We start from the raw sequence: 22371 nt of genomic DNA on the forward strand, positions 1-22371 counted from the left end.
AAGGCTGCGATCTTTTGATTCTGTTTTTTCAGGTTTGGAGCCGCCAAAGATCAGGATCAAAAGATCGCAGCCTTCGGCAGCTCCTACAGAGGATCGGGTTTACAAGTTGAGCAGCTGCAGGCGCTGACGCACCGCTTCTTCGATCCCGCTTTCATCCAGCCCACACTCAGCCAGCATTTGCGCAGGCTTGGCGTGCTCCACATAGGCATCCGGCAAGCCCAGGTGCAGCACCGACTTAAGGATGTTTTCGCGGGCGAGAAACTCGCTGACCGCGCCACCGGCACCGCCCATGATTGCGTTCTCTTCGACGGTCACCAACAACTCGTGGCTGCCGGCGATTTCGCGAACCAGTGCTTCGTCGAGCGGTTTGACGAAACGCATGTCGACCACGGTCGCATCCAGCTTCTCGGCGACTTTCAGTGCCTCGGCCAATTGCACGCCGAACACCAGCAGGGCGACTTTGCTGCCCTGACGGCGGACGACACCCTTGCCGATTTCAATCGGTTCGAGGTCTTTCGCGATCGGCGCATTGGGGCCGGTGCCGCGCGGATAACGCACCGCCGCCGGGCCGTTGTACAGATGGCCGGTGCTGAGCATTTTGCGCAGTTCGTTTTCGTCGCTCGGGGTCATCACCAGCATGCCGGGGATGCAACGCAGGAACGACAGGTCGAAGCTACCCGCGTGCGTCGGGCCGTCTTCGCCCACCAGGCCAGCGCGGTCGATGGCGAACAGCACGTCGAGGTTTTGTACCGCCACATCATGCACAAGCTGGTCGTAAGCGCGCTGCAGGAAGGTCGAATAGATCGCCACCACCGGTTTTGCGCCTTCGCAGGCCATGCCGGCGGCGAGGGTCACGGCGTGTTGCTCGGCAATCGCCACGTCGAAATAGCGCTTCGGGAAGCGCTCGCTGAACGCCACCAGATCGGAGCCTTCCTTCATTGCCGGAGTGATCCCGACCAAGCGTGAATCGGCAGCGGCCATGTCGCACAGCCATTCACCGAACACACCGGAATACTTCGGCCCGCCGGCTTTCTTCGGCGCGGCGGCCGGAGCATCCACAGGTTCGAGTTTGGTGATGGCGTGGTAACCGATCGGGTCGACTTCTGCCGGAGCGAAGCCTTTGCCTTTCTTGGTGACCACGTGCAGGAATTGCGGGCCTTTCAGATCGCGCATGTTGCGCAGGGTGGCGATCAGGGTCGGCAGGTCGTGGCCATCGATCGGGCCGATGTAGTTCCAGCCCAGCTCTTCGAACAGCGTGCCGGGGACCAGCATGCCTTTGGCGTATTCTTCGGTGCGACGGGCGATTTCCCAGGCACCGGGCAGACGCGACAGGACCTTTTTGCTGCCTTCGCGCATGCTCGCGTAAGTGCGGCTGGAAAGGATTTTCGCCAGATAGTTCGACAGCCCGCCGACGTTGCGCGAGATCGACATGTCGTTGTCGTTGAGGATCACCAGCATGTTGGCGTCCACTTCCGGCGCGTGGTTCAGCGCCTCGAAGGCCATGCCGGCAGTCAGTGCGCCATCGCCGATCACTGCAATCGCCTTGCGATCACTGTGTTGCAGGCGGGCGGCAATCGCCATGCCCAGCGCTGCGCTGATCGAAGTGCTGGAGTGGCCGACGCCAAAGGTGTCGTACTCGCTCTCGGAACGACGCGGGAAGGCGGCAACGCCGTCCTTCTGGCGCAGGGTGCCCATGCGCTCGCGACGGCCGGTGAGGATTTTGTGCGGGTAGGCCTGATGACCTACGTCCCACACCAGCCGGTCGTCCGGGGTGTCGAAGACGTAATGCAGCGCGATGGTCAGCTCGATGACGCCCAGGCCTGCACCGAAATGCCCGCCGGTCTGACCGACCGTGTAGAGCAATTCCAGGCGCAACTCATCAGCCAGGGTTTCCAGCTCGGCTTCGCCTAACCGGCGCAGGCCGTCCGGCGTGTTGGCACGGTCGAGCAGGGGCGTGGTCGGGCGCTTGCGGGGAATCTCATGAAACGTCGTGGGCATCAGGCGAATCGTTATAGGTATAAAAGATGCGGCAGTTTACCTGATGCATCGCCCCCTGCCCACGCGTTGGTTTTTTTTGGCAGATACGCCGTCAGCTGCGGCGATCGACGATGTACCGGGCCAGATCGCGCAATGGCTCGGCCGCCGCGTCAAACGGTCGCAGCGCGTGCAGGGCCTGGTCCCGCAGTTCCAGAGCGTAAGCCTTGGCCGCGTCGAGACCGAGCAGGGCCGGGTAGGTCGGCTTGTCCCGAGCGATATCGGCGCCCTGGCGTTTGCCGAGGGTTTCGGTGTCACTTTCGACGTCGAGAATGTCGTCCTGGACCTGAAATGCCAAGCCAATGGCCTGTGCATAACTCTGCAGGGACTTCAGTTCGTCCTTCGCGGCATGACCGCTGGCCAGGGCACCTAGCTTGACGCTGACTTCAATCAACGCGCCGGTCTTGTGCCGATGCATGTACTCAAGGGCTTTTTGATCGAGCTTCAGGCCCACCGAGCCGAGGTCGATGGCTTGCCCGCCGACCATGCCCGCCGGGCCCGCCGCCAACGCCAAGGCGCTGACCATCTGCAGACGGGTTTCGGCGTCGCAACTGCTCAGGCGCGGGTCGAGCAGGGCGCTGAAGGCCAGGCTCTGCAAACCGTCACCAGCGAGAATCGCGCAAGCTTCGTCGAATTTCTTATGCGTAGTCGGCTGGCCGCGACGCAGATCGTCGTCGTCCATGGCCGGCAAATCATCGTGCACTAGCGAATAGGCATGGATCAGCTCCACCGCACAGGCCGCGCCGTTGGCTTGCTCGGCCTTGCCGCCCAGCGCTTCACACGCGGCGTAAGCCAGCAGCGGGCGCACACGCTTGCCGCCATTCATCACGCTGTAGCGCATGGCTTCGTAGAGACGGGCAAGCTCAGGCCCTGGCGCGTTGAACAGGGTTTCCAGTGCAGCATTGACGCGAGCCTGGCTGGTCGCCGAATACGCCGCAATCATTCTGGCTGATCCGCGTCGAAGGGTTCCTCGGCCAGCTCACCATCACGCTCGAGCAGCACTTGAACCTTCTGCTCGGCCTGAGCCAGCGCCGCCTGGCAATCGCGGGTCAGACCGATGCCCTGCTCGAAAGCGGTCAGCGAGTCTTCCAGCGACAATTCGCCGTTCTCCAGACGCTCCACCAACGTTTGCAGGTCAGCGAGAGATTGTTCGAAATCCAGTGCAGCTTTTTTGCGGGCCATGGCGGCTATTTCCGGTTGACGTTAAACCGGCGCGACACTAGCAGACATAGGGGTTATGGGCAAATGAGCGGGGTGTTTCGGCCAACGAGTTTTGGGGGTGAATGTGACTTCCGTGGCGAGGGGGCTGTGTCGATCATGATTAATGTGTTGAGTCATCGGGATAGTAGAACTGGGATGAGCCGATTAAAAATGCTATTCGGCTCATATAGTGAGCCGAATATGACGTCTGTTCGGCTCACCGGCCAGCCATCGACAGGTGTCGCCCCACGTCCGGGTGCGACTGAATCGCGCAATATCGCGGTCTGGACTCTACCCATTTGCAATGGGCTGCAGGTCAAAGCATATCTTTCAGGCATTAAAAAAGCCGGCTTGTGGCCGGCTTCTCGGGGACTGGCTTGGTTTATTTTTGGTAAACCGCGCCAGCCTTCAAAACGTACACCCGGATCTTGCGTCCGGCTGTGGGACTTGGCGAGAAAGTCATCTGCCTTGTCGGTGCGATCTGAGCCTGAAGAAGGGTCGATGCGCAAATGTGGGGCGCAGCATACTGATTTTTTTGAGAAATTCCCAGCTTGGCATGCGGGGTAGAGCGATTGCGCTCAGGTGTAGCAGCTGACGAGGCAAGCCCCTGTAGGAGCGAGGCTTGCCCGCGAAGAACGATGACGCGGTCTGCCTGGCGGACCGCGGCGCTCCCTTCGCGGGCAAGCCTCGCTCCTACAGGGGTTGCCCCCTCGCCATGGTTGATTACAGAAAGGGCACAGACGGCCGGCGTTTATTGAGCGTCGACCACCAGAATACCCATCCCAATACCCTGATGTTCTGCTTGTCGATCTGCTCGGCATTGAAGATTTCGTCTGGATATTCGGCTTTGTTATAGCTGCGCAACCGCAGCGCATTCCCTGGCATCCGATGCAGGTATTTGATCCGCAACATCCCGTCATGCTCGATCGCATAAATCTCCCCATCAATAACCTGAGTCAGCCCGCGGTCGATCGCAAGCGTCGAACCGTCTTCTATCTTTTCGCCCATGCTGTTGCCGATCATGTGGGTACAAATAGCGTCGGCGTGGTTTATTTCCAGAGAGTCCAGGTGGCCGCGTGGCAGGCGGATGGATTGGCTGGGGTCTTTGACGACGTGAGTTTTGTTGGAGCCCGGGGCGGTGGCTGTTTCTTTGTAGAAGGGCAGCTCTACGTCGATGGGTTCGATCACCGTGTAAATGCCACGGATGGCCTGGGCATCGAAGGTATTGCCGGCCTCGTCGAGCACGCGCAGGCGTGAGGACTCTTTCGGGCCTTCGCCGGTTTTCAGCCAGTCGCTGTTTACAGACAGTAGTCTGGCGACCTCTTCCATGCGGTAGGCGGGCACACCTCGGGTGTACCAGTTGTGGATATTTTGCGCTTCCGTGTCGAAGAAAACGGCAAATCCTGTGGTTGTGATTTTCGCTGCTTCGAGGAGCGCTTTAAACCGTGGGCCGCTAGTGTTCTTTTTCATAAACACGAGTTTACTGGCGCAGGATGGGGGTTTGAATAAACGATCCGTTCAAATTTCGAGGGAAATTTAAGACTGGATGTAAGGCGCTTTTAGTGGAATTTAAACAGGAAAACACCAAAGCCAAGAAGCGTTCCACGTACCGTTAAAGGTCAGTATCTGAGCGGAGCGCCCACAAAAAACCCCGGATCAACCGGGGTTCTTCTTCAACCGTCGCAGCTAGAAGCTTACCGCAGCTTCTCAGCCTTTATAGGCAGCAACCGACTTGGTGATCGCGTCGCGGGCGGCATCTGCGCCGGCCCAGCCTTCGATCTTCACCCATTTGCCTTTTTCGAGATCTTTGTAGTTCGCGAAGAAGTGCTCGATCTGCTGGATCAGCAGAGGTGGCAGATCGGTGTATTCCTTCACGTCGACGTACAGCTGGGACAGCTTGTCGTGTGGAACCGCGATCACTTTGGCATCGCCGCCGCCGTCGTCGGTCATGTTCAGGATGCCGACTGGACGCGCGCGGATTACCGAACCTGGAGCAACCGGGTAAGGGGTCACGACCAGCACGTCGAGGGGATCACCGTCGTCGGCCAGGGTGTTCGGGATGTAACCGTAGTTGGCCGGGTAGAACATCGGGGTGGCCATGAAACGGTCAACGAACAGGCAGTCGCTGTCTTTGTCGATTTCGTATTTGATCGGCGCGTGGTTGGCCGGGATCTCGATCGCGACGTAGATGTCGTTCGGCAGGTCTTTGCCAGCCGGAATCTTGCTGTAGCTCATTGGGCGGTGCCCCCGTTAGTTGACCAAAAACACTTGGCCGGATTGACCAAAAAGTGGCGGCGATTATAGGCATATTCCGCCACCGTTGCTATGTGCCAGAGGTCGTGTAGACCTTAGTCGTGTGCCTGATAGACAGGGTTCTCTGCCAGAAGTTGCCGCAGTCGGGCCAATGGATCCTGCCGATAAAACAGCTTCAGCTGCTCATAGACCTGTGGATAAGCCTCGTGCAGCAAATCCGGGGCGCTGAAGAAGTATTCGCTGGTGACCGCGAAGAACTCGGCGGGGTTTTCCGCTGCGTACGGGTCGATGGCGGTTTGCGCGTCAGGGTTGCGGTCCAGTTGCCGATCGAGGTCGTCATAGGCTTCTTGCATGACTTTGGCCCAGTCGCTGACGCGCATATCGGCATGCAGCGGGGGCAGGCCATTGGCGTCGCCGTTGAGCATGTCGAGTTTGTGCGCGAGTTCGTGGATGACCAGGTTATAGCCTTCCCAGCCACCGCTGGCCATCACGCCCGGCCAGGCGAGGATGATCGGGCCTTGTGGCCAGGCTTCGCCACTGTGTTCGCCGTCCCATTCGTGTTCGACGCCACTGGCATCGCGATGGCGCTGGGGGCTGAGGAAATCGTCGGGGTAGAGGATGATTTCGTGAAAGCCCTGATACCAGTTCAGATCGCCCAGATGCAGCAGCGGCAATTGGGCCTGGGCGGCGAGCAGCAGGCGTTGTTCCTGGTGAAGTTCTACGCCGGGCAGGGCGGTCAAGTGTTTGTCTTGCAGGAACAGCACGCAGGCTTCACGCAGCCATTGGTCTTCGGCTGCGCTGAGACCATCGAGAAAGCTCAGGTGATGGCGCACCCGTTGCCACATGTCGTCGGCAATCGGATGCCTGGTCAGGGTGCGCTGGCGTCGCCAGGCGCTAAGGGACCACATCGTGAGTCAGCGGGGTTCGGCTTTGGACGCGGCATGACCGAGGCGGCTGCGGATCACGCTGATGATCATCGGTAGCAGAGACAGCAGGATGATGCCCACCACCAGCAGCGACAGGTTTTTCTTGATGAACGGTACGTTACCGAAGAAATAACCGAGGGTGACCAAGCCACCCACCCAGAGGATGGTGCCGAGGACGCTGAAGGCAAAGAAACGTGGGTAAGGCATTTTGCCAACGCCGGCGACGAACGGGGCAAAGGTGCGAATGATTGGCAGGAAGCGCGCCAGGGTCACGGTTTTGCCGCCGTGCTTGTCGTAGAAGTCGTGGGTTTGTTGCAGGTAGTCGCGGCGAAAGATTTTCGAGTTCGGGTTGCTGAACAGCCGTTCGCCAGCGGTGCGGCCGATTACATAGTTGGTGCTGTCACCGAGAATCGCCGCCAGCATCAGCAGGCCGCCCAGCAGCACCGGGTCCATGCCGCCACCGGCCGCCACGGCGCCCGCGATGAACAGCAGAGAATCGCCCGGCAGGAATGGCATCACCACCAGACCGGTTTCGCAGAAGATCACCAGAAACAGAATGGCGTAAATCCATGCCCCGTAGTTAGTCACCAGCATGTCGAGGTAAACATCGAGATGCAGGATAAGGTCGATAGGGTTGAAATCCATGGAAAGCACCTGTGGTGATGGCCCGACTCTGCAGGCCTGTGCGGATGGCTTCGCGTAAGACTACAGCTAAGTGTGATTTTTCTTACGAGCCGGAAGAATGGGCATTATACGGGGTGACAAGTGAAAAACGCGTCGAGTTTGTAGCGGGGGATGTCGATGGGTCGACCATAGGTCTGTTGGCTTTGCACAATCCACTGTGGTGAGGGGGCTTGCTCCCGTTGGAGTGCGAAGCGCTCCTGATCCGACCGGCGTGATTTACGACGGCTGCGCAGCCGAACGGGGGCAAGCCCCCTCGCCACAGAAGTCTGCCTCGCTGCCAAGGTGCTTAAATCCCGTCACTGATCGGCAACACGTAGTTCTTGAACTCGGTGTCTTCCTTGAACCCGATGGATTCATAGGTTTTTTGCGCAACATCGTTATTGCTGCTGGTGGAAACGCGCATGCGCACGGCATTGGTTTCTTTGGCCATTTTTTTCGCGGTGCGGATCAGGTTGTCGGCCACCAACTGGCGGCGGGCGTCTTCGGCGACGTAGATGTCGTTGAGGATCCATACGCGTTTAAGCGAAAGAGACGAAAAACTGGGGTACAACTGACAAAAACCCATCAGTTTGTTGTTGTCGTCATCGGCCAGGGCCAGGTAGATCACCGATTCCTTGCGCCGCAGGCGTTTCTCGAGGAATGCCCGGGACGAGTCTGGATACGGCAAGGAACCGTAAAATTCACGATATTTGACGAACAACGGGGTCAGCAGGTCGAGGTGTTCGAGGGTCGCTTGAATAATCCGCATGGTAGGTCTCGTCTTCAAGTGGCTGTCTTACGTGGTGACGGCGACGGGAAACCCTGGCGGCCGTGCATCGATCCTGCCTGAAACCTGAATAGAAACGCAATGCGGAAACGGTTCAGGTAGCCGACGGGCTCAGTAGGAAATTACCTTTCATGTCTGCACCATTATCCGACTCCAGCGTCTGAACCTGGGCTTCGTCCTTCAGACTGACCCCCGATAACTGCCGCCGACAAGCTTCGCGCATCAAATACAGCAAACGGTGTGCCGCCATGCCGTAACTCAAGCCTTCGAGCCGGATATTCGAGATGCAGTTGCGATAGGCGTCCGTTAGTCCGACCTTGGGATTATAGGTGAAATACAGCCCCAGGCTGTCTGGCGAGCTCAAGCCGGGGCGTTCGCCGATCAATATGACGACCATTTTGGCGCCGAGCAGCTCGCCAATCTCGTCGGCCACCGCGACTCGGCCCTGTTCCACAAGGATCACCGGTGACAGGGACCAACCCTCAGCGGCTGTCTGCTCTTCTATGCGCGCCAGAAACGGTAAGGTATGGCGATGAACGGCCAATGCCGAGAGGCCATCAGCCACCACAACGGCCAAATCGATCCCACCAGGATGGCTCAGCGCGTAGTCGCGCAGGGTCTGCGCCGACTCATCACTCAACTTTCGCCCCAAATCAGGGCGCTGCAGATAGCTGTTCCGGTCCGTGGCGGCGCTGTGCAGCAGCAAACTTTCACGTCCGCGCTCGGCCAGTTGCGAACTGAGCCCCATGTGGTCGAACGGCAGGTGCACCGCATCCCGGGCCTGTGCATGGGCGTACTGAAAATCCAGCTGCGCGCTGGTCGGCATACTGGTGCCGGTGCGACCGAGGGCAATACGTGCCGGGGTCAGGCGGCGCAGCTCCAGCAACGGGTTTTGCGGGTCGACAGGTGGTTTATCCATCTCAATACTCATCCCAGTTGCGCCATGGCCTGACGGAAGGCCGGCGGCAGGTTGTCGCCGAAGTGAATTTTGCCGTCTGCCTGGGTGAAGATGCCCATGTTCGCCAGCCACTGTTCAAACTCCGGCGCCGGTTTCAGGCCCAAGGTTTTCCGGGCGTAGAGAGCATCGTGGAACGACGTGGTCTGGTAGTTGAGCATGATGTCGTCAGAACCGGGAATGCCCATGATGAAGTTGATCCCGGCCACGCCCAGCAGGGTCAGCAGGGTATCCATGTCGTCCTGATCGGCTTCGGCGTGATTGGTGTAACAGATGTCGCAACCCATGGGCACACCCAGCAGCTTGCCGCAGAAGTGGTCTTCGAGCCCGGCACGGATGATCTGTTTGCCGTTGTAGAGGTATTCCGGGCCGATGAAGCCTACGACGGTGTTCACCAGAAACGGTTTGAAATGGCGTGCCACGGCGTAGGCGCGGGTTTCGCAGGTTTGTTGATCGATGCCGTGGTGGGCGTTGGCCGACAGGGCGCTGCCCTGGCCGGTCTCGAAGTACATCAGATTCTGGCCCAACGTGCCGCGATTCAGGCTCAAGCCCGCGTCATAGCCTTCCTGCAAGACGTTGAGGTTGATGCCGAAACTGGCATTGGCCGCTTCCGTACCAGCGATCGACTGGAACACCAGGTCAAGCGGAACGCCGCGATTCACCGCCTCGATGGAGGTGGTGACGTGGGTCAGCACGCAGGCCTGTGTAGGAATTTCATAGCGCTGGATGATCGCATCGAGCATTTCCAGCATGGCGCAGATCGAAGCGATGCTGTCGGTGGCCGGGTTGATGCCGATCATTGCATCACCGTTGCCGTACAGCAGACCGTCGAGGATGCTCGCGGCGATGCCGGCCGGTTCGTCGGTGGGGTGATTGGGTTGCAGGCGTGTCGAGAGCCGTCCGCGCAGGCCCAGAGTGCCGCGGAATTTGGTGACCACGCGGATTTTCTGCGCCACCAACACCAAGTCCTGCACGCGCATGATCTTCGACACAGCGGCGGCCATTTCCGGGGTCAGGCCCGGAGCGAGGGCGCGCAGGCTCTGTTCGTCGGCGGCGTCGCTGAGCAGCCAATCGCGAAAGCCGCCGACAGTGAGGTGGCTGACTGCTTTAAAAGCCTGTTTATCGTGAGTGTCGATGATCAGCCGGGTGACCTCATCGGCCTCGTAAGGAATCAGTACTTCCTGCAGGAAGTGAGTCAGCGGTATGTCTGCCAGGGCCATCTGCGCGGCCACGCGCTCGCCATCATTGAGGGCGGCAACGCCGGCCAGAAAGTCCCCGGAGCGCGCCGGGCTGGCTTTGGCCATGACGTCCTTGAGGCTGTCGAAGCGGTAGGTGTGGGCGCCGACCGTGTGAGCAAAACTCGCCATACAGATTCTCCGTGACGGCGCAGACAAGGCCTGCGCCGGGATTTGCGGCCGTTAGTGCAAGGCTTCTTCAGCTTTCTGAATGGCCGCGAACTCTTCTTCGGGCGTGCCTGCTACCAAGTGATGCCGACTGTAGAAAGCAAAGTAAGCAATTAACACTCCATAGATGATCGCGGCGCCAATCACCACCCGCGGATCCACCAGAAAACCCGCCACCACGGCGATGCAAGCCAACACCAGTGCCACGCCTGAGGTGAAGATACCGCCCGGCGTGCGGTACGGCCGATCCATTTTGGGGCGACGGATACGCAAGGTGATGTGTGCGGCCATCATCAGCACATAGGAGATGGTCGCGCCGAACACCGCCACCAGAATCAGCAGGTCGCCCTGGCCGGTCAGTGACAGACCGAAGCCGATGATGCCGGGAATGATCAACGCCAGTACCGGCGCCTTGCTCTTGTTGGTTTCGGACAGTTTACGCGGCAGATAGCCGGCACGGGACAAGGCAAAGATCTGCCGCGAATAGGCATAGATGATCGAGAAGAAACTGGCGATCAGCCCGGCCAGGCCCACAAGGTTGACGAAGCTGCCCATCCAGGTCGAGCCGCCATAGGCTTTGGTCAGCGCTTCGACCAATGGGTTACCGGAGGTCAGCAGGGCGTTGGAGCCAGCACCACCAGGGCCGATGACCAGAATCAGCAAGGCAAAGCTCACCAGTACCAGCATGGCGCCGATCAGCCCGCGGGGCAGGTCGCGTTTCGGGTTTTTGGTCTCTTCCGCCGCCAGTGGCACACCTTCGACGGCCAGGAAGAACCAGATTGCGTAAGGAATGGCTGCCCAGACGCCGACATAGCCGAAGGGCAGGAAGCTGCTGGCGCCCTTGGCCTCGGTCACCGGGATGTCCAGCAAATTGGCGACATTGAAGTGCGGCACCATCGCGATCAGAAATACTGCCAATGCCAAGGCCGCGACGGCGGTGATGACGAACATCAACTTCAGGGCTTCGCCGACACCGAAAATGTGAATGGCGATAAAGATGATGTAGAACGCCAGGTAAATCATCCAGCCGCCAATGCCGAACAGCGACTCACAATACGCCCCGATAAACACTGCGATCGCCGCTGGGGCGATGGCGTACTCGATCAGGATCGCGGTTCCGGTGAGGAACCCGCCCCACGGCCCGAATGCGCTACGGGCAAATCCGTAGCCCCCGCCGGCGGTCGGGATCATCGAAGACAATTCGGCCAGGGAGAAGCACATGCACAAGTACATGGTGGCCATCAGCAACGTGGCGAGAAACATGCCGCCCCATCCGCCTTGGGCCAAACCGAAGTTCCAGCCGGCGTAGTCACCTGAGATGACATAAGCCACACCCAGGCCCACCAGCAGGACCCAGCCCGCCGCACCTTTTTTCAGTTCACGTTGTTGGAAATAATCGGAGCCGACTTTTTCGAAGTCGACCGAGGAGATAGCCGGCTGCGCGCTGGCTTGATCGCTAGGCATAGGGTTCACCTGTTCTTATTGTTTTTTAGTCGGCGTTTTTGCCGGGGTGGCGCTAGATATTTCTGCTGAATGTTCAACCGCTTCGCGAGCAAGCCCGTTCCCACAGGGGAAGTGGCTTGCTCGCGACAGGCGTTTAGAAGAAGCCCAATGGATTGATGTCGTAGCTCACCAGCAGGTTTTTGGTCTGCTGATAGTGGTCGAGCATCATTTTGTGGGTTTCACGACCGACGCCGGACTTCTTGTAACCACCGAACGCGGCGTGCGCCGGGTACAGGTGGTAGCAGTTGGTCCACACGCGACCGGCCTTGATGGCGCGGCCCATGCGGTAGGCGCGGTTGATATCGCGGGTCCAGAGACCGGCGCCCAGGCCGAACTCGGTGTCGTTGGCGATGGCCAGGGCTTCGGCTTCGTCCTTGAAGGTGGTGATGCTCACCACCGGGCCAAAGATTTCTTCCTGGAACACGCGCATTTTGTTAGTGCCCTTGAGCAGGGTCGGCTGGATGTAATACCCGGTCGCCAGGCTGCCCTCGAGTTTTTCCACCTTGCCACCGGTCAGCAGCTCGGCGCCTTCGCCCTTGGCGATTTCCAGGTACGAGAGGATTTTGTCGAATTGCTGCTCGGACGCCTGGGCGCCGACCATGGTGTCAGTGTCCAGCGGGTCGCCACGTTTGATCGACAGCACTTTCTTCATCACGACTTTCATGAAGTCGTCGTAGATCGACTCTTGCACCAATGCACGGGATGGGCAGGTGCAGACTTCGCCTTGGTTGAAGAACGCCAGCACCAGGCCTTCGGCGGCTTTTTCGATGAAGGTTTCTTCGGCTTGCATGATGTCGGCGAAGAAGATGTTTGGCGACTTGCCACCCAGCTCCACGGTGGACGGAATGATGTTCTCGGCGGCGCATTTCATGATGTGCGAGCCGACCGGGGTCGAGCCGGTGAAGGCGATCTTGGCGATGCGCTTGCTGGTGGCCAGGGCTTCCCCGGCTTCTTTGCCGAAGCCTTGCACCACATTGAGTACGCCGGGTGGCAACAGGTCGCCGATCAGTTCCATCAGCACGGTGATGCCCAGCGGGGTTTGCTCGGCCGGTTTGAGGACCACGCAGTTACCGGCGGCCAGGGCCGGGGCGAGTTTCCAGGCGGCCATCAGAATCGGGAAGTTCCACGGAATGATCTGCCCGACCACGCCCAGCGGTTCATGGATGTGATAGGCCACGGTGTTGCCGTCGATCTCGGCGGCGCTGCCTTCCTGGGCGCGGATGCAACCGGCGAAGTAGCGGAAATGGTCGGCGGCCAGCGGGATGTCGGCGTTGAGGGTTTCGCGCACGGCCTTGCCGTTGTCCCAGGATTCGGTGATCGCCAGCACTTCCAGGTTCTGTTCGATGCGATCGGCGATTTTCAGCAGGACCAGCGAGCGAGCCTGGGCGGACGTGGCGCCCCAGGCATCGGCGGCGGCATGGGCCGCGTCCAGGGCCTTTTCGATGTCTTCGGCGGTGGAACGCGGGAATTCGGCAATAGGTTGGCCGTTGACCGGCGACGTATTGGTGAAGTACTGACCTTTGACAGGCGCGACGAACTCGCCGCCGATGTAGTTACCGTATTTGCTCTTGAACGAAACGATAGCGCCTTCAGTACCGGGGTGAGCGTAACGCATGATGGGTTTCTCCTTGGCTTTTGTGCTTATAAGGGAGGACGCGCTAAAGCGCTGCATTAAGCGTAGAGCAAAGGTCGGGCCAGCGCCTTGCAGGTCCGGTAAATCAAGGCCTTGCGTGTTTTTTGTCGGACGGATGGGTGGCGTTTGTGACGCTTGCGGTACAGCCGCCGTGACACTTTGTACCGTTTGTGGCACAACGTGTGACTGGCGGGTCTTGCCAGCATTGCAATGCAGGCTAGGCTGGAGGATGCTCGAACCTCCCTCCCTGTAGGAGCGAGGCTTGCCCGCGAAGGCCATGATGCGGTTTGCCTGATGCACCGCGTTATCGTTCTTCGCGGGCAAGCCTCGCTCCTACAGGGGGATGTAAACCGCTCGGGGAGAATAATAAGAAATGCACGACAACCATTTGAGTCGCCATGCCCAGCAAGTGCTGACCGTGACCCAGGGTAAATCCCACCTGCACGGTCCCGGTAGCGATCCGTCCATTGCTCGTTCCTGGCTGCGTTGTCTTGAGGACTATCACCTCGACCCGGCCCTGACCATGGCGCCGACGGTGCTGGAACATGGCCGCGTGCTGGAAAGCCGCGAACGCTTGCAGCAAGTGCTGCAGATCGCCGGCAACGAAATGACCAGCCTCCACCAGCAACTTTCCGGCGCCGGCCACGCGGTGCTGCTGACCGACGCCCGCGGGGTGATCCTCAACTGCGTCACTGCGCCCACCGAACGGAAGATTTTCGAGCGCGCCGGTCTTTGGCTGGGCGCCGACTGGAGCGAAGCCTGCGAAGGCACTAATGGCATCGGCACCTGCCTGGTGGAGCGTCAGTCCCTGACCATCCATCAAGACGAACATTTTCGTGGCCGTCACACCGGCCTGACCTGCTCGGCGAGCCCGGTGTTCGATCCGCACGGCGAGCTGCTGGCGGTGCTCGACGTGTCTTCGGCGCGTCACGAGGTTTCGCGTCAGAGCCAGTTCCACACCATGGCCCTGGTCAATCTGTCGGCGAAGATGATCGAGAGCTGCTATTTCCTGCGCTACTTCGACAATCAATGGTTGCTGCGTTTTCACCTGCAGGCCGAATCCGTCGGGCTGTTCAGCGAAGGGTTGCTGGCGTTTGACGGGGAAGGGCGGATCTGTGCGGTGAACCAGAGTGCGCTGAATTTGCTGGGGCATATTCGTGGCGGGCTGTTGGGTAAACCGGTGGAGGCGTTTTTCGACTGCTCGCTGGATGAATTGCTCGGCCGCGCGAGCCCTAGTGCCAGCGCCAGTTGGCCGTTGCGCACCCGTGACGGGCGGCGGCTGTTTGCCGTATTGCGCGGGCAGCCGCGCAGTATTCCGGTGCCAGTGGTGCAAAGCCCGATGGTTGCCGAGCGTCCGCGCTTGTCGGGCATTTGCCTGGGCGATGCCGCGTTGCAGGAGGATTTCCGCAAGGCCTTGCGCGTGTTTGAACGGGATGTGCCGTTGCTGATCAACGGCGAAACCGGTTCCGGCAAGGAAGCCTTCGCCAAAGCCGTGCATCAGGCCAGTCAACGGGCAGCAAAATCTTTCGTTGCTCTCAATTGCGCGGCGATTCCCGAAAGCCTGATCGAAAGCGAACTGTTCGGCTATCGCGGCGGCAGCTTCACCGGTGCCCGCAAGGAAGGCATGCGCGGCAAGCTGCAGCAGGCCGATGGCGGGACGTTGTTCCTCGATGAAATCGGTGACATGCCGCTGAGCATGCAGACCCGTCTCTTAAGGGTGCTGGAAGACCGTCAGGTGGTGCCGATTGGCGGTGAGCCGGAATCGGTCAATGTGCGGATCATCAGCGCCACCCACCGCAATTTGCTTGAGCGGGTGCAGGACGGCAGTTTCCGCGAGGATTTGTATTACCGGCTCAATGGGCTGGAGGTCGCATTGCCGGCGCTGCGTGAGCGCGCTGACAAATCACAGTTACTCGACTTTTTGCTGGCCGAAGAGGCGGGTGGGGAGACGGTATTGATCGACGGGCCGGCGCGGCAGGCCTTGCTGGATTTTGCCTGGCCGGGGAATGTGCGGCAGTTGCGCAATGTGCTGAGGACTTTGGCGGCGCTATGTGACGGCGGTCGGATCGGGCTGGAGGATTTGCCGGCGATGATTCGCCAGGCCCGGCCGGTGACGGCGTCGGCGGTTGAAGAACCGTCCGAGTATCCGCTGGATGATGCCGAACGGCTGGCCTTGCTGACGGTGCTCGAACAGCAGCGCTGGCACATGACGCACACGGCTGAGCAGCTGGGCGTCAGCCGCAATACCCTCTACAGAAAGCTGCGTAAGCATGGGATCGCCCGGTAAACCGAGTCGCGGCCAATCGCGGGCAAGCCCGCTCCCACAAGGGCAGCGCAGACCCTGTGGGAGCGGGCTTGCCCGCGATGGCGTCAGTGTGGGCGAAACACAAGGTGCGATTTTCCCCTCCCTACGCTAACCTGCGGCCATGTTTTACGAGGTCGACTATGCACATTCATATTCTTGGTATCTGCGGCACTTTCATGGGTTCGATGGCGGTTCTGGCCAAAGAGCTGGGCCATCACGTGACGGGCTCCGATGCCAACGTCTATCCGCCAATGAGCACTCAGCTGCAAGCCCAGGGCATTGAGTTGACCCAAGGTTACGACCCGGCACAGCTCGATCCGGCCCCGGACCTGGTGGTGATCGGCAACGCCATGTCCCGCGGCAACCCGGCCGTCGAATATGTGCTGAACAAAGGCCTGCCGTACGTCTCCGGCCCACAATGGCTGGCCGATCACGTACTGCAAGGTCGCTGGGTGCTGGCGGTTGCCGGCACTCACGGCAAAACCACCACTAGCAGCATGCTCGCCTGGGTCCTGGAACATGCCGGTATGAGCCCGGGTTTCCTGATCGGCGGCGTGCCGCAGAATTTCTCGGTGTCGGCGCGTCTGGGTGATACGCCGTTCTTCGTGATCGAAGCCGACGAATACGACAGTGCATTCTTCGACAAACGCTCGAAATTCGTTCACTACCGCCCGCGCACGGCGATCCTGAACAATCTTGAGTTCGATCATGCCGACATTTTCCCCGATCTGCCGGCCATCGAACGTCAGTTCCACCACTTGGTTCGGACCATCCCGAGCGAAGGCCTGGTGATCCATCCGACCACCGAGCCGGCATTGCTGCGCGTGATCGAAATGGGCTGCTGGACCCCGGTGCAAACCACCGGTGCCGGCGGTCAGTGGCAAGTCAAACTGCTCAGTGAAGACGGCTCGAAATTCGAAGTGATGTTCGAAGGCGCCGTTCAAGGCGTGGTCGAGTGGGACATGACCGGTCAGCACAACGTCGCCAACGCCTTGGCCACCTTGGCCGCTGCACGTCACGTCGGCGTTGTACCGTCGATGGGCATTGCTGCATTGAGCGCGTTCAAAAGCGTGAAGCGCCGGATGGAAAAAGTCGCGGAAGTGCGTGGCATCACCATTTACGACGACTTCGCTCACCACCCGACGGCCATCGCCACCACCCTCGACGGCCTGCGTAAACGCATTGGCGACGCGCCGTTGATCGCGATCATCGAACCGCGCTCCAATTCCATGAAGCTCGGCGCTCACCGCGATGGCTTGCCGGAAAGTGTGGTCGATGCTGATCAGGTGATCTGGTATTCGCCGGCCAACCTCGGTTGGGATCTTGGCGGCACCGCTGCGTTGTGCACCGTCCCGTCGATCGTCAGCGATTCGCTGGAAGGCATCATCGAGCGCGTGAAGAGCCAGGCCCAGCCCGGCACGCATGTGGTGATCATGAGCAACGGCGGCTTCGGCGGCCTGCACGGCAAATTGGCCGAGGCGCTGCAATGAACAACGGCCCGGAACGCATCACGCTGGCGATGACCGGCGCTTCGGGCGCCCAGTACGGCTTGCGCCTGCTCGACTGCCTGGTGCGTGAAGACCGCGAGGTGCACTTCCTGATTTCCAAGGCTGCGCAACTGGTGATGGCTACCGAGACTGATGTCTCGCTGCCGTCGAAACCGCAGATGATGCAAGCCTTCCTCACTGAATACACCGGCGCCGCCGCCGGGCAGATTCGGGTGTATGGCAAGGAAGACTGGATGTCGCCGGTGGCCTCAGGGTCTGGCTCGCCAGCGGCGATGGTGGTGGTGCCGTGTTCCACCGGGACCTTGTCGGCTATCGCGACCGGGGCCTGCAACAACTTGATCGAGCGGGCTGCCGACGTGACCTTGAAGGAGCGCCGCCAGCTGATTCTGGTGCCGCGCGAGGCGCCGTATTCGAGCATTCATCTGGAGAACATGCTCAAGTTGTCGAACATGGGCGTGACCATTCTGCCGGCGTCACCGGGCTTCTATCACCAGCCGCAAACCATCGATGACTTGATCGACTTCGTCGTGGCGCGAATTCTCAACTGTTTGAACATCCCGCAAGACATGCTGCCGCGCTGGGGCGAACACCATTTGAGCAGCGATGAATAAGCTGCTGATCATCCTGCTGGCTTTGCAGTTGGCGGGCTGCGCCACGGCACGAACCCTTGATGCAGCCAAGCCCGGGGCGCCGGTGGTGTATTCGGGGACGCGTCTGGATTGGTATGCGATGAACGGCGGGTGCTGCGCCAGGGATAGGTTCGGCGCAGAAGCGCCGAGTTATCCGGGTGTTGACCTGCCGGCCAGTGCCTTGCTCGACACGCTGCTGTTGCCGCTGTCGTTGTTGACGGTGATTGGCGTAAGTTTTCAAGCGACTGGCGGATTGTAAAAAGCAGAAGATCGCAGCCTTCGGCAGCTCCTACAGGTGTACACATACCTATGTAGGAGCTGCCGAAGGCTGCGATCTTTTGATCTTACTTACCCAACTTACGCAACTCATCCGACTCGACAATCCGTACACCATCCTGCTCTTCCAGCGCCAGGCGCCACATGGCGCGGGCCAGTTGGCAGGCTTCGATGCCGTGGTACTTGCCCGGAATCAATCGGGACAACGGACCGGCGACTTTCTCGCCCAGTCGTGGCTCGACGCGATCGCCCAGCAACAGCGAAGGCCGGCAAATGGTCAGCTGCGGCCAATTCTGCGCGCGCAATGCGTGTTCCATCTCCCCTTTAACCCGGTTGTAGAAAATCGAGGATCGCCGATCGGCACCCAGAGCGCTGATCACGATCAAGTGCCGTGCACCCATTTCCCGTGCACGTTTGGCGAAGGCCACGACCATGTCCAGGTCCACCGCGCGAAACGCTTCCTCGGAGCCGGCCTGCTTGATCGTGGTGCCCAGGCAGCAGTAGGCAATGTCGACGCGACCGTTCAATTGCGGCAAAAACACCGCTGGGTCGCCGACCGGGTTTTCCAGGTGAGGATGCTCTGCCAGTGGTCGACGTGAGGGGGCTAATACCCGTGTAATCGTTGGCTCGTTGAGTAGACGGTCAAGCAAATGTTCACCGGTTAACCCGGTAGCTCCGGCAAGCAATACATGCTGAGGCGTCAAGTACATAGTCATTCCCCCTTGATACTATTCAGCTTAGTTGCTCTTTTCATCCTTGCTGATAGAGACACTTTGCAGTGCCTTTCGTGCCTGTTGTTTGCGCAACAGTTGCCAGTGGCTGAGAACGGTTTTCGGCGCCCAGATCTGTGGCTCGGAAGCTTCGAAGCTGTCGGCCAGTTCACGCTCGGCCACGGTGGCGCTGGCCAGTTTGAAGGCTTGCTCCAGATCGTCGGTCTGGTTCAGCGCCTGGGCGAACAGCGCGTCGCCGAAATAAGTGAAGTTGGCTTCTTCGGAGCACCCAAAGGACACTCGATCGGCGCGCGAGGCGGTCATGATCAGGGTGCGTTCGTCCTTGAGGGCGGGGATGAAGCCGCCGGAATAGCAAGACGAAATCACAATGATCTTGTCGCGCTTCTTCAGGGGCGCGAGGACGGCGGCGAGTTCGTCGGCCGGCAAATCGGCCAGTTCCATGCGTGGCTGGTCGAGCACCAGTTCGTGTTCGCTGGTGCCGTGGCTGGTCAGGTAAATGAACAGCAAGTCTTCCGGGCCGCTGCGTTCGGCCAGGGTCTGGGCGGCGCGGCGCAGGTTCTCCCGGGTGGCCATCGGCCGGTCGCCGAGGTGATCGCGATGGTTGACCAGGCGGATCTGACCGAAGGCGCCGAAACGGCTGGCGAGCATGTTGGCGACGTAGTCGGACTCGCGCAGGAACACGCTCTGCTTGCCATCGCCGCCCAAGGTCAAGGTGTACAGTTCGACCGCCGGGGTCGAGGCGGGCACGTTGGCCATTGCATCATCGAGCAAGCGACCCTGGGCCAGCAAGCCAAGTTCGAGGGGGTCGGGTAGCAGCTTGCCGTCGGCGTCGCGCACGCGCTGACTATTGACCCAGGTGCCGCTCTGCACCGTGCCATCGGTCAGCACCAAAGTACCTTGGCCCTGATAGTTGTCGCCGTCGAACTGGCCGATATAGAAGCTGCCATCGGCCAGGTTCAAGCGACCCTGACCGGTGAAGCGCCAGTCGCTGAACTGACCGATGTAGTGACTGCCGTCGGCGCCGATCAACTCGCCCTTGCCGCTGAGCGCGCCTTCCTTGAACTGACCGAGCCAGACATCGCCATCGGCGTTTTCGTAGCGGCCCTTGCCATGCAGTTGATTGTTCTTGAAACCGCCGACATAGATATCGCCATCGGCGCTGTTAAAGGTGCCATTGCCTTCCAGCTGGCCGTTGGCGAAATGCCCGGTGAACTGATTGCCGCTGGCATCGCTGCGCTGGCCTTCGCCGTTGGGTTTGCCGTGGGCGAATTGACCCTGGTATTGGCTGCCGTCTGCGAGTTCCAGACGACCGAGCCCTGAATATTGATCGGCCTTGAATTCGCCGCGGTAGGTCATGGCGTTTTCTTTGAGGGTACCTTCACCGTCGCGTCGACCTGCCTTGAAACCGCCGGTATAGCTGCTGCCAGTGGTGGTCAGCGTGCCTTGGCCGTCAAACAGCCCTTGCTGGAATTGCCCGCGATAGACCTCGCCGTTGCTGCCATGCCATTCGCCCTGGCCATGCCATTGGCCTTTGTCGAACTGGCCGGCGTACCAGCTGCCGTTCGGGTAATCGATGCGGCCTTCACCTTGCAGCAAGCCGTTGACCAGATCACCGCGATAGCGTCCGCCGTCCGGCAGGCGGGCATCGGGGGGCAACAGCGATTCGCCATCGCCGCAAGCGGTGAGCAACAGGGTCAGAGCAAGGAGTGCAAGTGAGCGCATAGCGGGATCCGGGCAATTAGGCGACCGAGTATGCCGCAGCTATGTGTCGCATTTATAGGGACACAGCACAGACACGGCGCGAAACAGCGTGAGCTGCTTCGCATCCGGGATGCTTTACACGAAGCAGAGGGACAGTGGCTCGGCGATATACGCCGGTTTGTCCGACCCTTCGATTTCAAGCGTGGCGGTGGCCTTGAGCAGCCATTGGCCGGGTTTCTTCTCGATGACCTCGTTCATGTCGACCTTGAGTCGCACCCTGGAATTGACCTTCACAGGCTGGATGAAACGAACGCTGTCCAGACCGTAGTTGACCACCATCTTCGCGCCTTCGGGCAGGATGAGGATGTCTTCCATCAGTTTGGGGATCAGCGACAACGACAGGAAGCCATGGGCAATGGTGCTGCCAAAAGGTGTTTGCGCAGCTTTGACCGGATCGACATGGATGAACTGATAATCGCCTGTGGCTTCTGCGAACAGGTTGATGCGTTCCTGATCGATGGTGAGCCACTGGGAACATCCGAGTTCCTTGCCGACATAATCTTTGAGCTCCGCAACTGGAACATAGGGCATTGAGACTCTCCTTGGGTTCATCGGTTTTTGGTTTTTCGAGCGGGGGGATGACCTCCCTTGCGAACCACTTTAGATCAACATGACAAATTGTTCCGGTCAACTAACCATGCTTTTGGCGAATGCCGATTCATAGCGTTGGCATGCTTATAATGTCGGGCCCCTTCTTTGTGGGGAGCGCGCGTGGGAGATGATGGATGTTGTTACGTGGCCTGACCTGGCTGGTGCTTTTTCAATTGCTCGGCACCGCCCTCAATCATCTGTTTTTGCCGGTACTGCCGGGGCCGATCATTGGCCTATTGTTGCTGCTGGGATATCTGATTATCCGCGGTCAAGTCGGTGAACCCCTGAACCTCGCGGCCAGCAGTTTGTTGCGTTACCTGCCGTTGCTGCTGGTTCCCCCGGCCGTAGGCGTGATGGTTTACGCCGCCGACATTGCCGCGGATTTCTGGGCGATCACCGGTGCGCTGGTGCTGTCACTGCTGTTGTCGATGGCCTTCGCCGGCGTGCTGATGCAGCGCATGGTCAAGCCTCACGCTCATCGCGAGGACGGCCAATGATTTTCGATTGGCACGGCGCCTGGGCGTCGGTGATTCATCATCCATTGTTCGGTATTGGCATTACGCTGGGGGCGTATCAGTTGGTGCTGGCAGCCTTTGAGAAAACCCGCTGGGTTTTTCTGCAACCGGTGCTGGTCTCCATGTTGCTGGTCATCGCTGTACTGGTCGGTTGCGGTCTGAGTTACGCCGAATACCGCAAGAGCACCGAGATCCTCAGCATCTTGCTCGGGCCGGCGACTGTTGCGCTGGCGGTGCCGCTGTACCTCAACCTGCGACGGATCCGGCAGTTGTTCTGGCCGATATTTACTACGCTGGTGATAGGTGGTGTAGTCGCCACGGGCATGGGTGTACTGCTGGGCTGGTGGTTCGGCGCCGAACACATGATCCTGATGACCATGGCACCCAAATCGGTGACCTCGCCGATTGCCATGCTGGTGGCGGAGCAGATTGGTGGCGTCGCGGCGTTGGCCGCGGTGTTCGTGTTGATTACCGGAGTGATCGGGGCGATCTTCGGGCCGAGTCTTCTGACCCGCCTCGGTGTCCACAGCCCAGAGGCCCGCGGCATGGCCCTGGGCATGACCGCCCACGCCGTCGGCACTTCGGTGGCCTTGCAGGAAAGTGAAGAGTGCGGTGCCTTTGCGGCACTGGCGATGAGTCTGATGGGCGTGGCCACGGCGGTGTTCCTGCCGTTGGCGGTGTCGATGGTGGTGTAAGGA

The 22371-nt window shown here is 60.0% G+C and carries 21 protein-coding genes; 6 read left to right on the plus strand and 15 right to left on the minus strand.

Annotation, left to right across the window (positions count from 1 at the left end):
• Window positions 1-99: 99 nt before the first annotated feature.
• The 12 genes from dxs to exaC all read right to left on the minus strand — a co-directional run bounded on the left by dxs (window position 100) and on the right by exaC (window position 13339).
• On the minus strand, window positions 100-1998 hold the full coding sequence (gene dxs / locus TU81_RS20955; RefSeq protein ID WP_048396430.1) for a 1-deoxy-D-xylulose-5-phosphate synthase: 1899 nt from the start codon (window positions 1996-1998) through the stop codon (window positions 100-102).
• Between the two features lie 91 nt (window positions 1999-2089).
• On the minus strand, window positions 2090-2977 hold the full coding sequence (gene ispA / locus TU81_RS20960) for a (2E,6E)-farnesyl diphosphate synthase (protein ID WP_038981355.1): 888 nt from the start codon (window positions 2975-2977) through the stop codon (window positions 2090-2092).
• A complete protein-coding gene (locus TU81_RS20965) occupies window positions 2974-3216 on the minus strand; it encodes an exodeoxyribonuclease VII small subunit (RefSeq protein WP_007894317.1) in 243 nt (80 codons plus the stop codon). Before TU81_RS20965 ends, ispA begins: the two co-directional genes overlap by 4 nt.
• A gap of 741 nt (window positions 3217-3957) precedes the next feature.
• Window positions 3958-4704, minus strand: coding sequence for a S24 family peptidase (locus TU81_RS20970; protein ID WP_038981356.1), 747 nt, complete (start codon window positions 4702-4704; stop codon window positions 3958-3960).
• A 237-nt stretch (window positions 4705-4941) separates the two neighbouring features.
• Window positions 4942-5469 carry an inorganic diphosphatase gene (gene ppa, locus TU81_RS20975; protein WP_008052339.1) on the minus strand — a complete coding sequence of 176 codons (528 nt, stop codon included), beginning with the start codon at window positions 5467-5469 and terminating at the stop codon, window positions 4942-4944.
• Window positions 5470-5582: 113 nt separating this feature from the next.
• The gene (locus TU81_RS20980) at window positions 5583-6395 is read right to left on the minus strand and encodes a M90 family metallopeptidase (RefSeq protein WP_048396431.1); all 813 of its coding nucleotides are present in this window, start codon (window positions 6393-6395) and stop codon (window positions 5583-5585) included.
• A 6-nt stretch (window positions 6396-6401) separates the two neighbouring features.
• Window positions 6402-7058 carry a DedA family protein gene (locus TU81_RS20985; protein ID WP_038981360.1) on the minus strand — a complete coding sequence of 219 codons (657 nt, stop codon included), beginning with the start codon at window positions 7056-7058 and terminating at the stop codon, window positions 6402-6404.
• Window positions 7059-7383: 325 nt separating this feature from the next.
• Window positions 7384-7845 carry a GNAT family N-acetyltransferase gene (locus TU81_RS20990; protein WP_038981361.1) on the minus strand — a complete coding sequence of 154 codons (462 nt, stop codon included), beginning with the start codon at window positions 7843-7845 and terminating at the stop codon, window positions 7384-7386.
• Window positions 7846-7957: 112 nt separating this feature from the next.
• Window positions 7958-8782, minus strand: coding sequence for an ethanolamine ammonia-lyase subunit EutC (eutC, locus tag TU81_RS20995; protein WP_161794733.1), 825 nt, complete (start codon window positions 8780-8782; stop codon window positions 7958-7960).
• An 8-nt stretch (window positions 8783-8790) separates the two neighbouring features.
• Complete coding sequence (locus tag TU81_RS21000; RefSeq protein ID WP_048396432.1) at window positions 8791-10185, minus strand: ethanolamine ammonia-lyase subunit EutB; 1395 nt, start codon at window positions 10183-10185, stop codon at window positions 8791-8793.
• 51 nt (window positions 10186-10236) lie between these two features.
• Window positions 10237-11685, minus strand: coding sequence for an ethanolamine permease (gene eat / locus TU81_RS21005; RefSeq protein WP_038981364.1), 1449 nt, complete (start codon window positions 11683-11685; stop codon window positions 10237-10239).
• A gap of 133 nt (window positions 11686-11818) precedes the next feature.
• Window positions 11819-13339 (minus strand): acetaldehyde dehydrogenase ExaC, encoded by a 1521-nt coding sequence (gene exaC / locus TU81_RS21010; protein ID WP_038981365.1) that lies wholly within the window; start codon window positions 13337-13339, stop codon window positions 11819-11821.
• Window positions 13340-13730: 391 nt separating this feature from the next.
• On the opposite strand from exaC, the gene TU81_RS21015 reads away from it, so the two are divergent.
• The 4 genes from TU81_RS21015 (at window position 13731) to TU81_RS21030 (ending at window position 18058) form a co-directional block, all read left to right on the plus strand.
• Window positions 13731-15644, plus strand: a complete 1914-nt coding sequence (locus TU81_RS21015; RefSeq protein ID WP_048396433.1) for a sigma-54-dependent Fis family transcriptional regulator — start codon at window positions 13731-13733, stop codon at window positions 15642-15644.
• 158 nt (window positions 15645-15802) lie between these two features.
• Window positions 15803-17152, plus strand: coding sequence for a UDP-N-acetylmuramate:L-alanyl-gamma-D-glutamyl-meso-diaminopimelate ligase (gene mpl, locus TU81_RS21020; protein ID WP_038981367.1), 1350 nt, complete (start codon window positions 15803-15805; stop codon window positions 17150-17152).
• The gene (ubiX, locus tag TU81_RS21025) at window positions 17149-17781 is read left to right on the plus strand and encodes a flavin prenyltransferase UbiX (RefSeq protein ID WP_007894343.1); all 633 of its coding nucleotides are present in this window, start codon (window positions 17149-17151) and stop codon (window positions 17779-17781) included. The genes mpl and ubiX overlap by 4 nt, the downstream gene beginning before the upstream one ends.
• Window positions 17774-18058 carry a YceK/YidQ family lipoprotein gene (locus tag TU81_RS21030; protein ID WP_048396434.1) on the plus strand — a complete coding sequence of 95 codons (285 nt, stop codon included), beginning with the start codon at window positions 17774-17776 and terminating at the stop codon, window positions 18056-18058. The genes ubiX and TU81_RS21030 overlap by 8 nt, the downstream gene beginning before the upstream one ends.
• Window positions 18059-18143: 85 nt before the next feature.
• Here TU81_RS21030 and TU81_RS21035 read toward each other — a convergent pair whose 3' ends face one another.
• From TU81_RS21035 to TU81_RS21045, 3 genes are all read right to left on the minus strand, one after another.
• Complete coding sequence (locus TU81_RS21035; RefSeq protein WP_048396435.1) at window positions 18144-18785, minus strand: oxidoreductase; 642 nt, start codon at window positions 18783-18785, stop codon at window positions 18144-18146.
• A gap of 27 nt (window positions 18786-18812) precedes the next feature.
• The gene (locus TU81_RS21040) at window positions 18813-20528 is read right to left on the minus strand and encodes a C13 family peptidase (RefSeq protein ID WP_038981369.1); all 1716 of its coding nucleotides are present in this window, start codon (window positions 20526-20528) and stop codon (window positions 18813-18815) included.
• Window positions 20529-20642: 114 nt separating this feature from the next.
• Window positions 20643-21098: a MaoC family dehydratase gene (locus tag TU81_RS21045; RefSeq protein ID WP_038981370.1), complete on the minus strand. Its 456-nt coding sequence runs from the start codon at window positions 21096-21098 to the stop codon at window positions 20643-20645.
• Between the two features lie 194 nt (window positions 21099-21292).
• Here TU81_RS21045 and TU81_RS21050 point away from each other — a divergent pair, with 194 nt between their 5' ends.
• On the plus strand, window positions 21293-21655 hold the full coding sequence (locus TU81_RS21050; protein ID WP_038981371.1) for a CidA/LrgA family protein: 363 nt from the start codon (window positions 21293-21295) through the stop codon (window positions 21653-21655).
• The gene (locus tag TU81_RS21055; protein ID WP_008009037.1) at window positions 21652-22368 is read left to right on the plus strand and encodes an LrgB family protein; all 717 of its coding nucleotides are present in this window, start codon (window positions 21652-21654) and stop codon (window positions 22366-22368) included. The genes TU81_RS21050 and TU81_RS21055 overlap by 4 nt, the downstream gene beginning before the upstream one ends.
• Window positions 22369-22371: the final 3 nt, after the last annotated feature.

Source organism: Pseudomonas lini (genome assembly GCF_001042905.1).
Lineage (GTDB): Bacteria > Pseudomonadota > Gammaproteobacteria > Pseudomonadales > Pseudomonadaceae > Aquipseudomonas > Aquipseudomonas lini.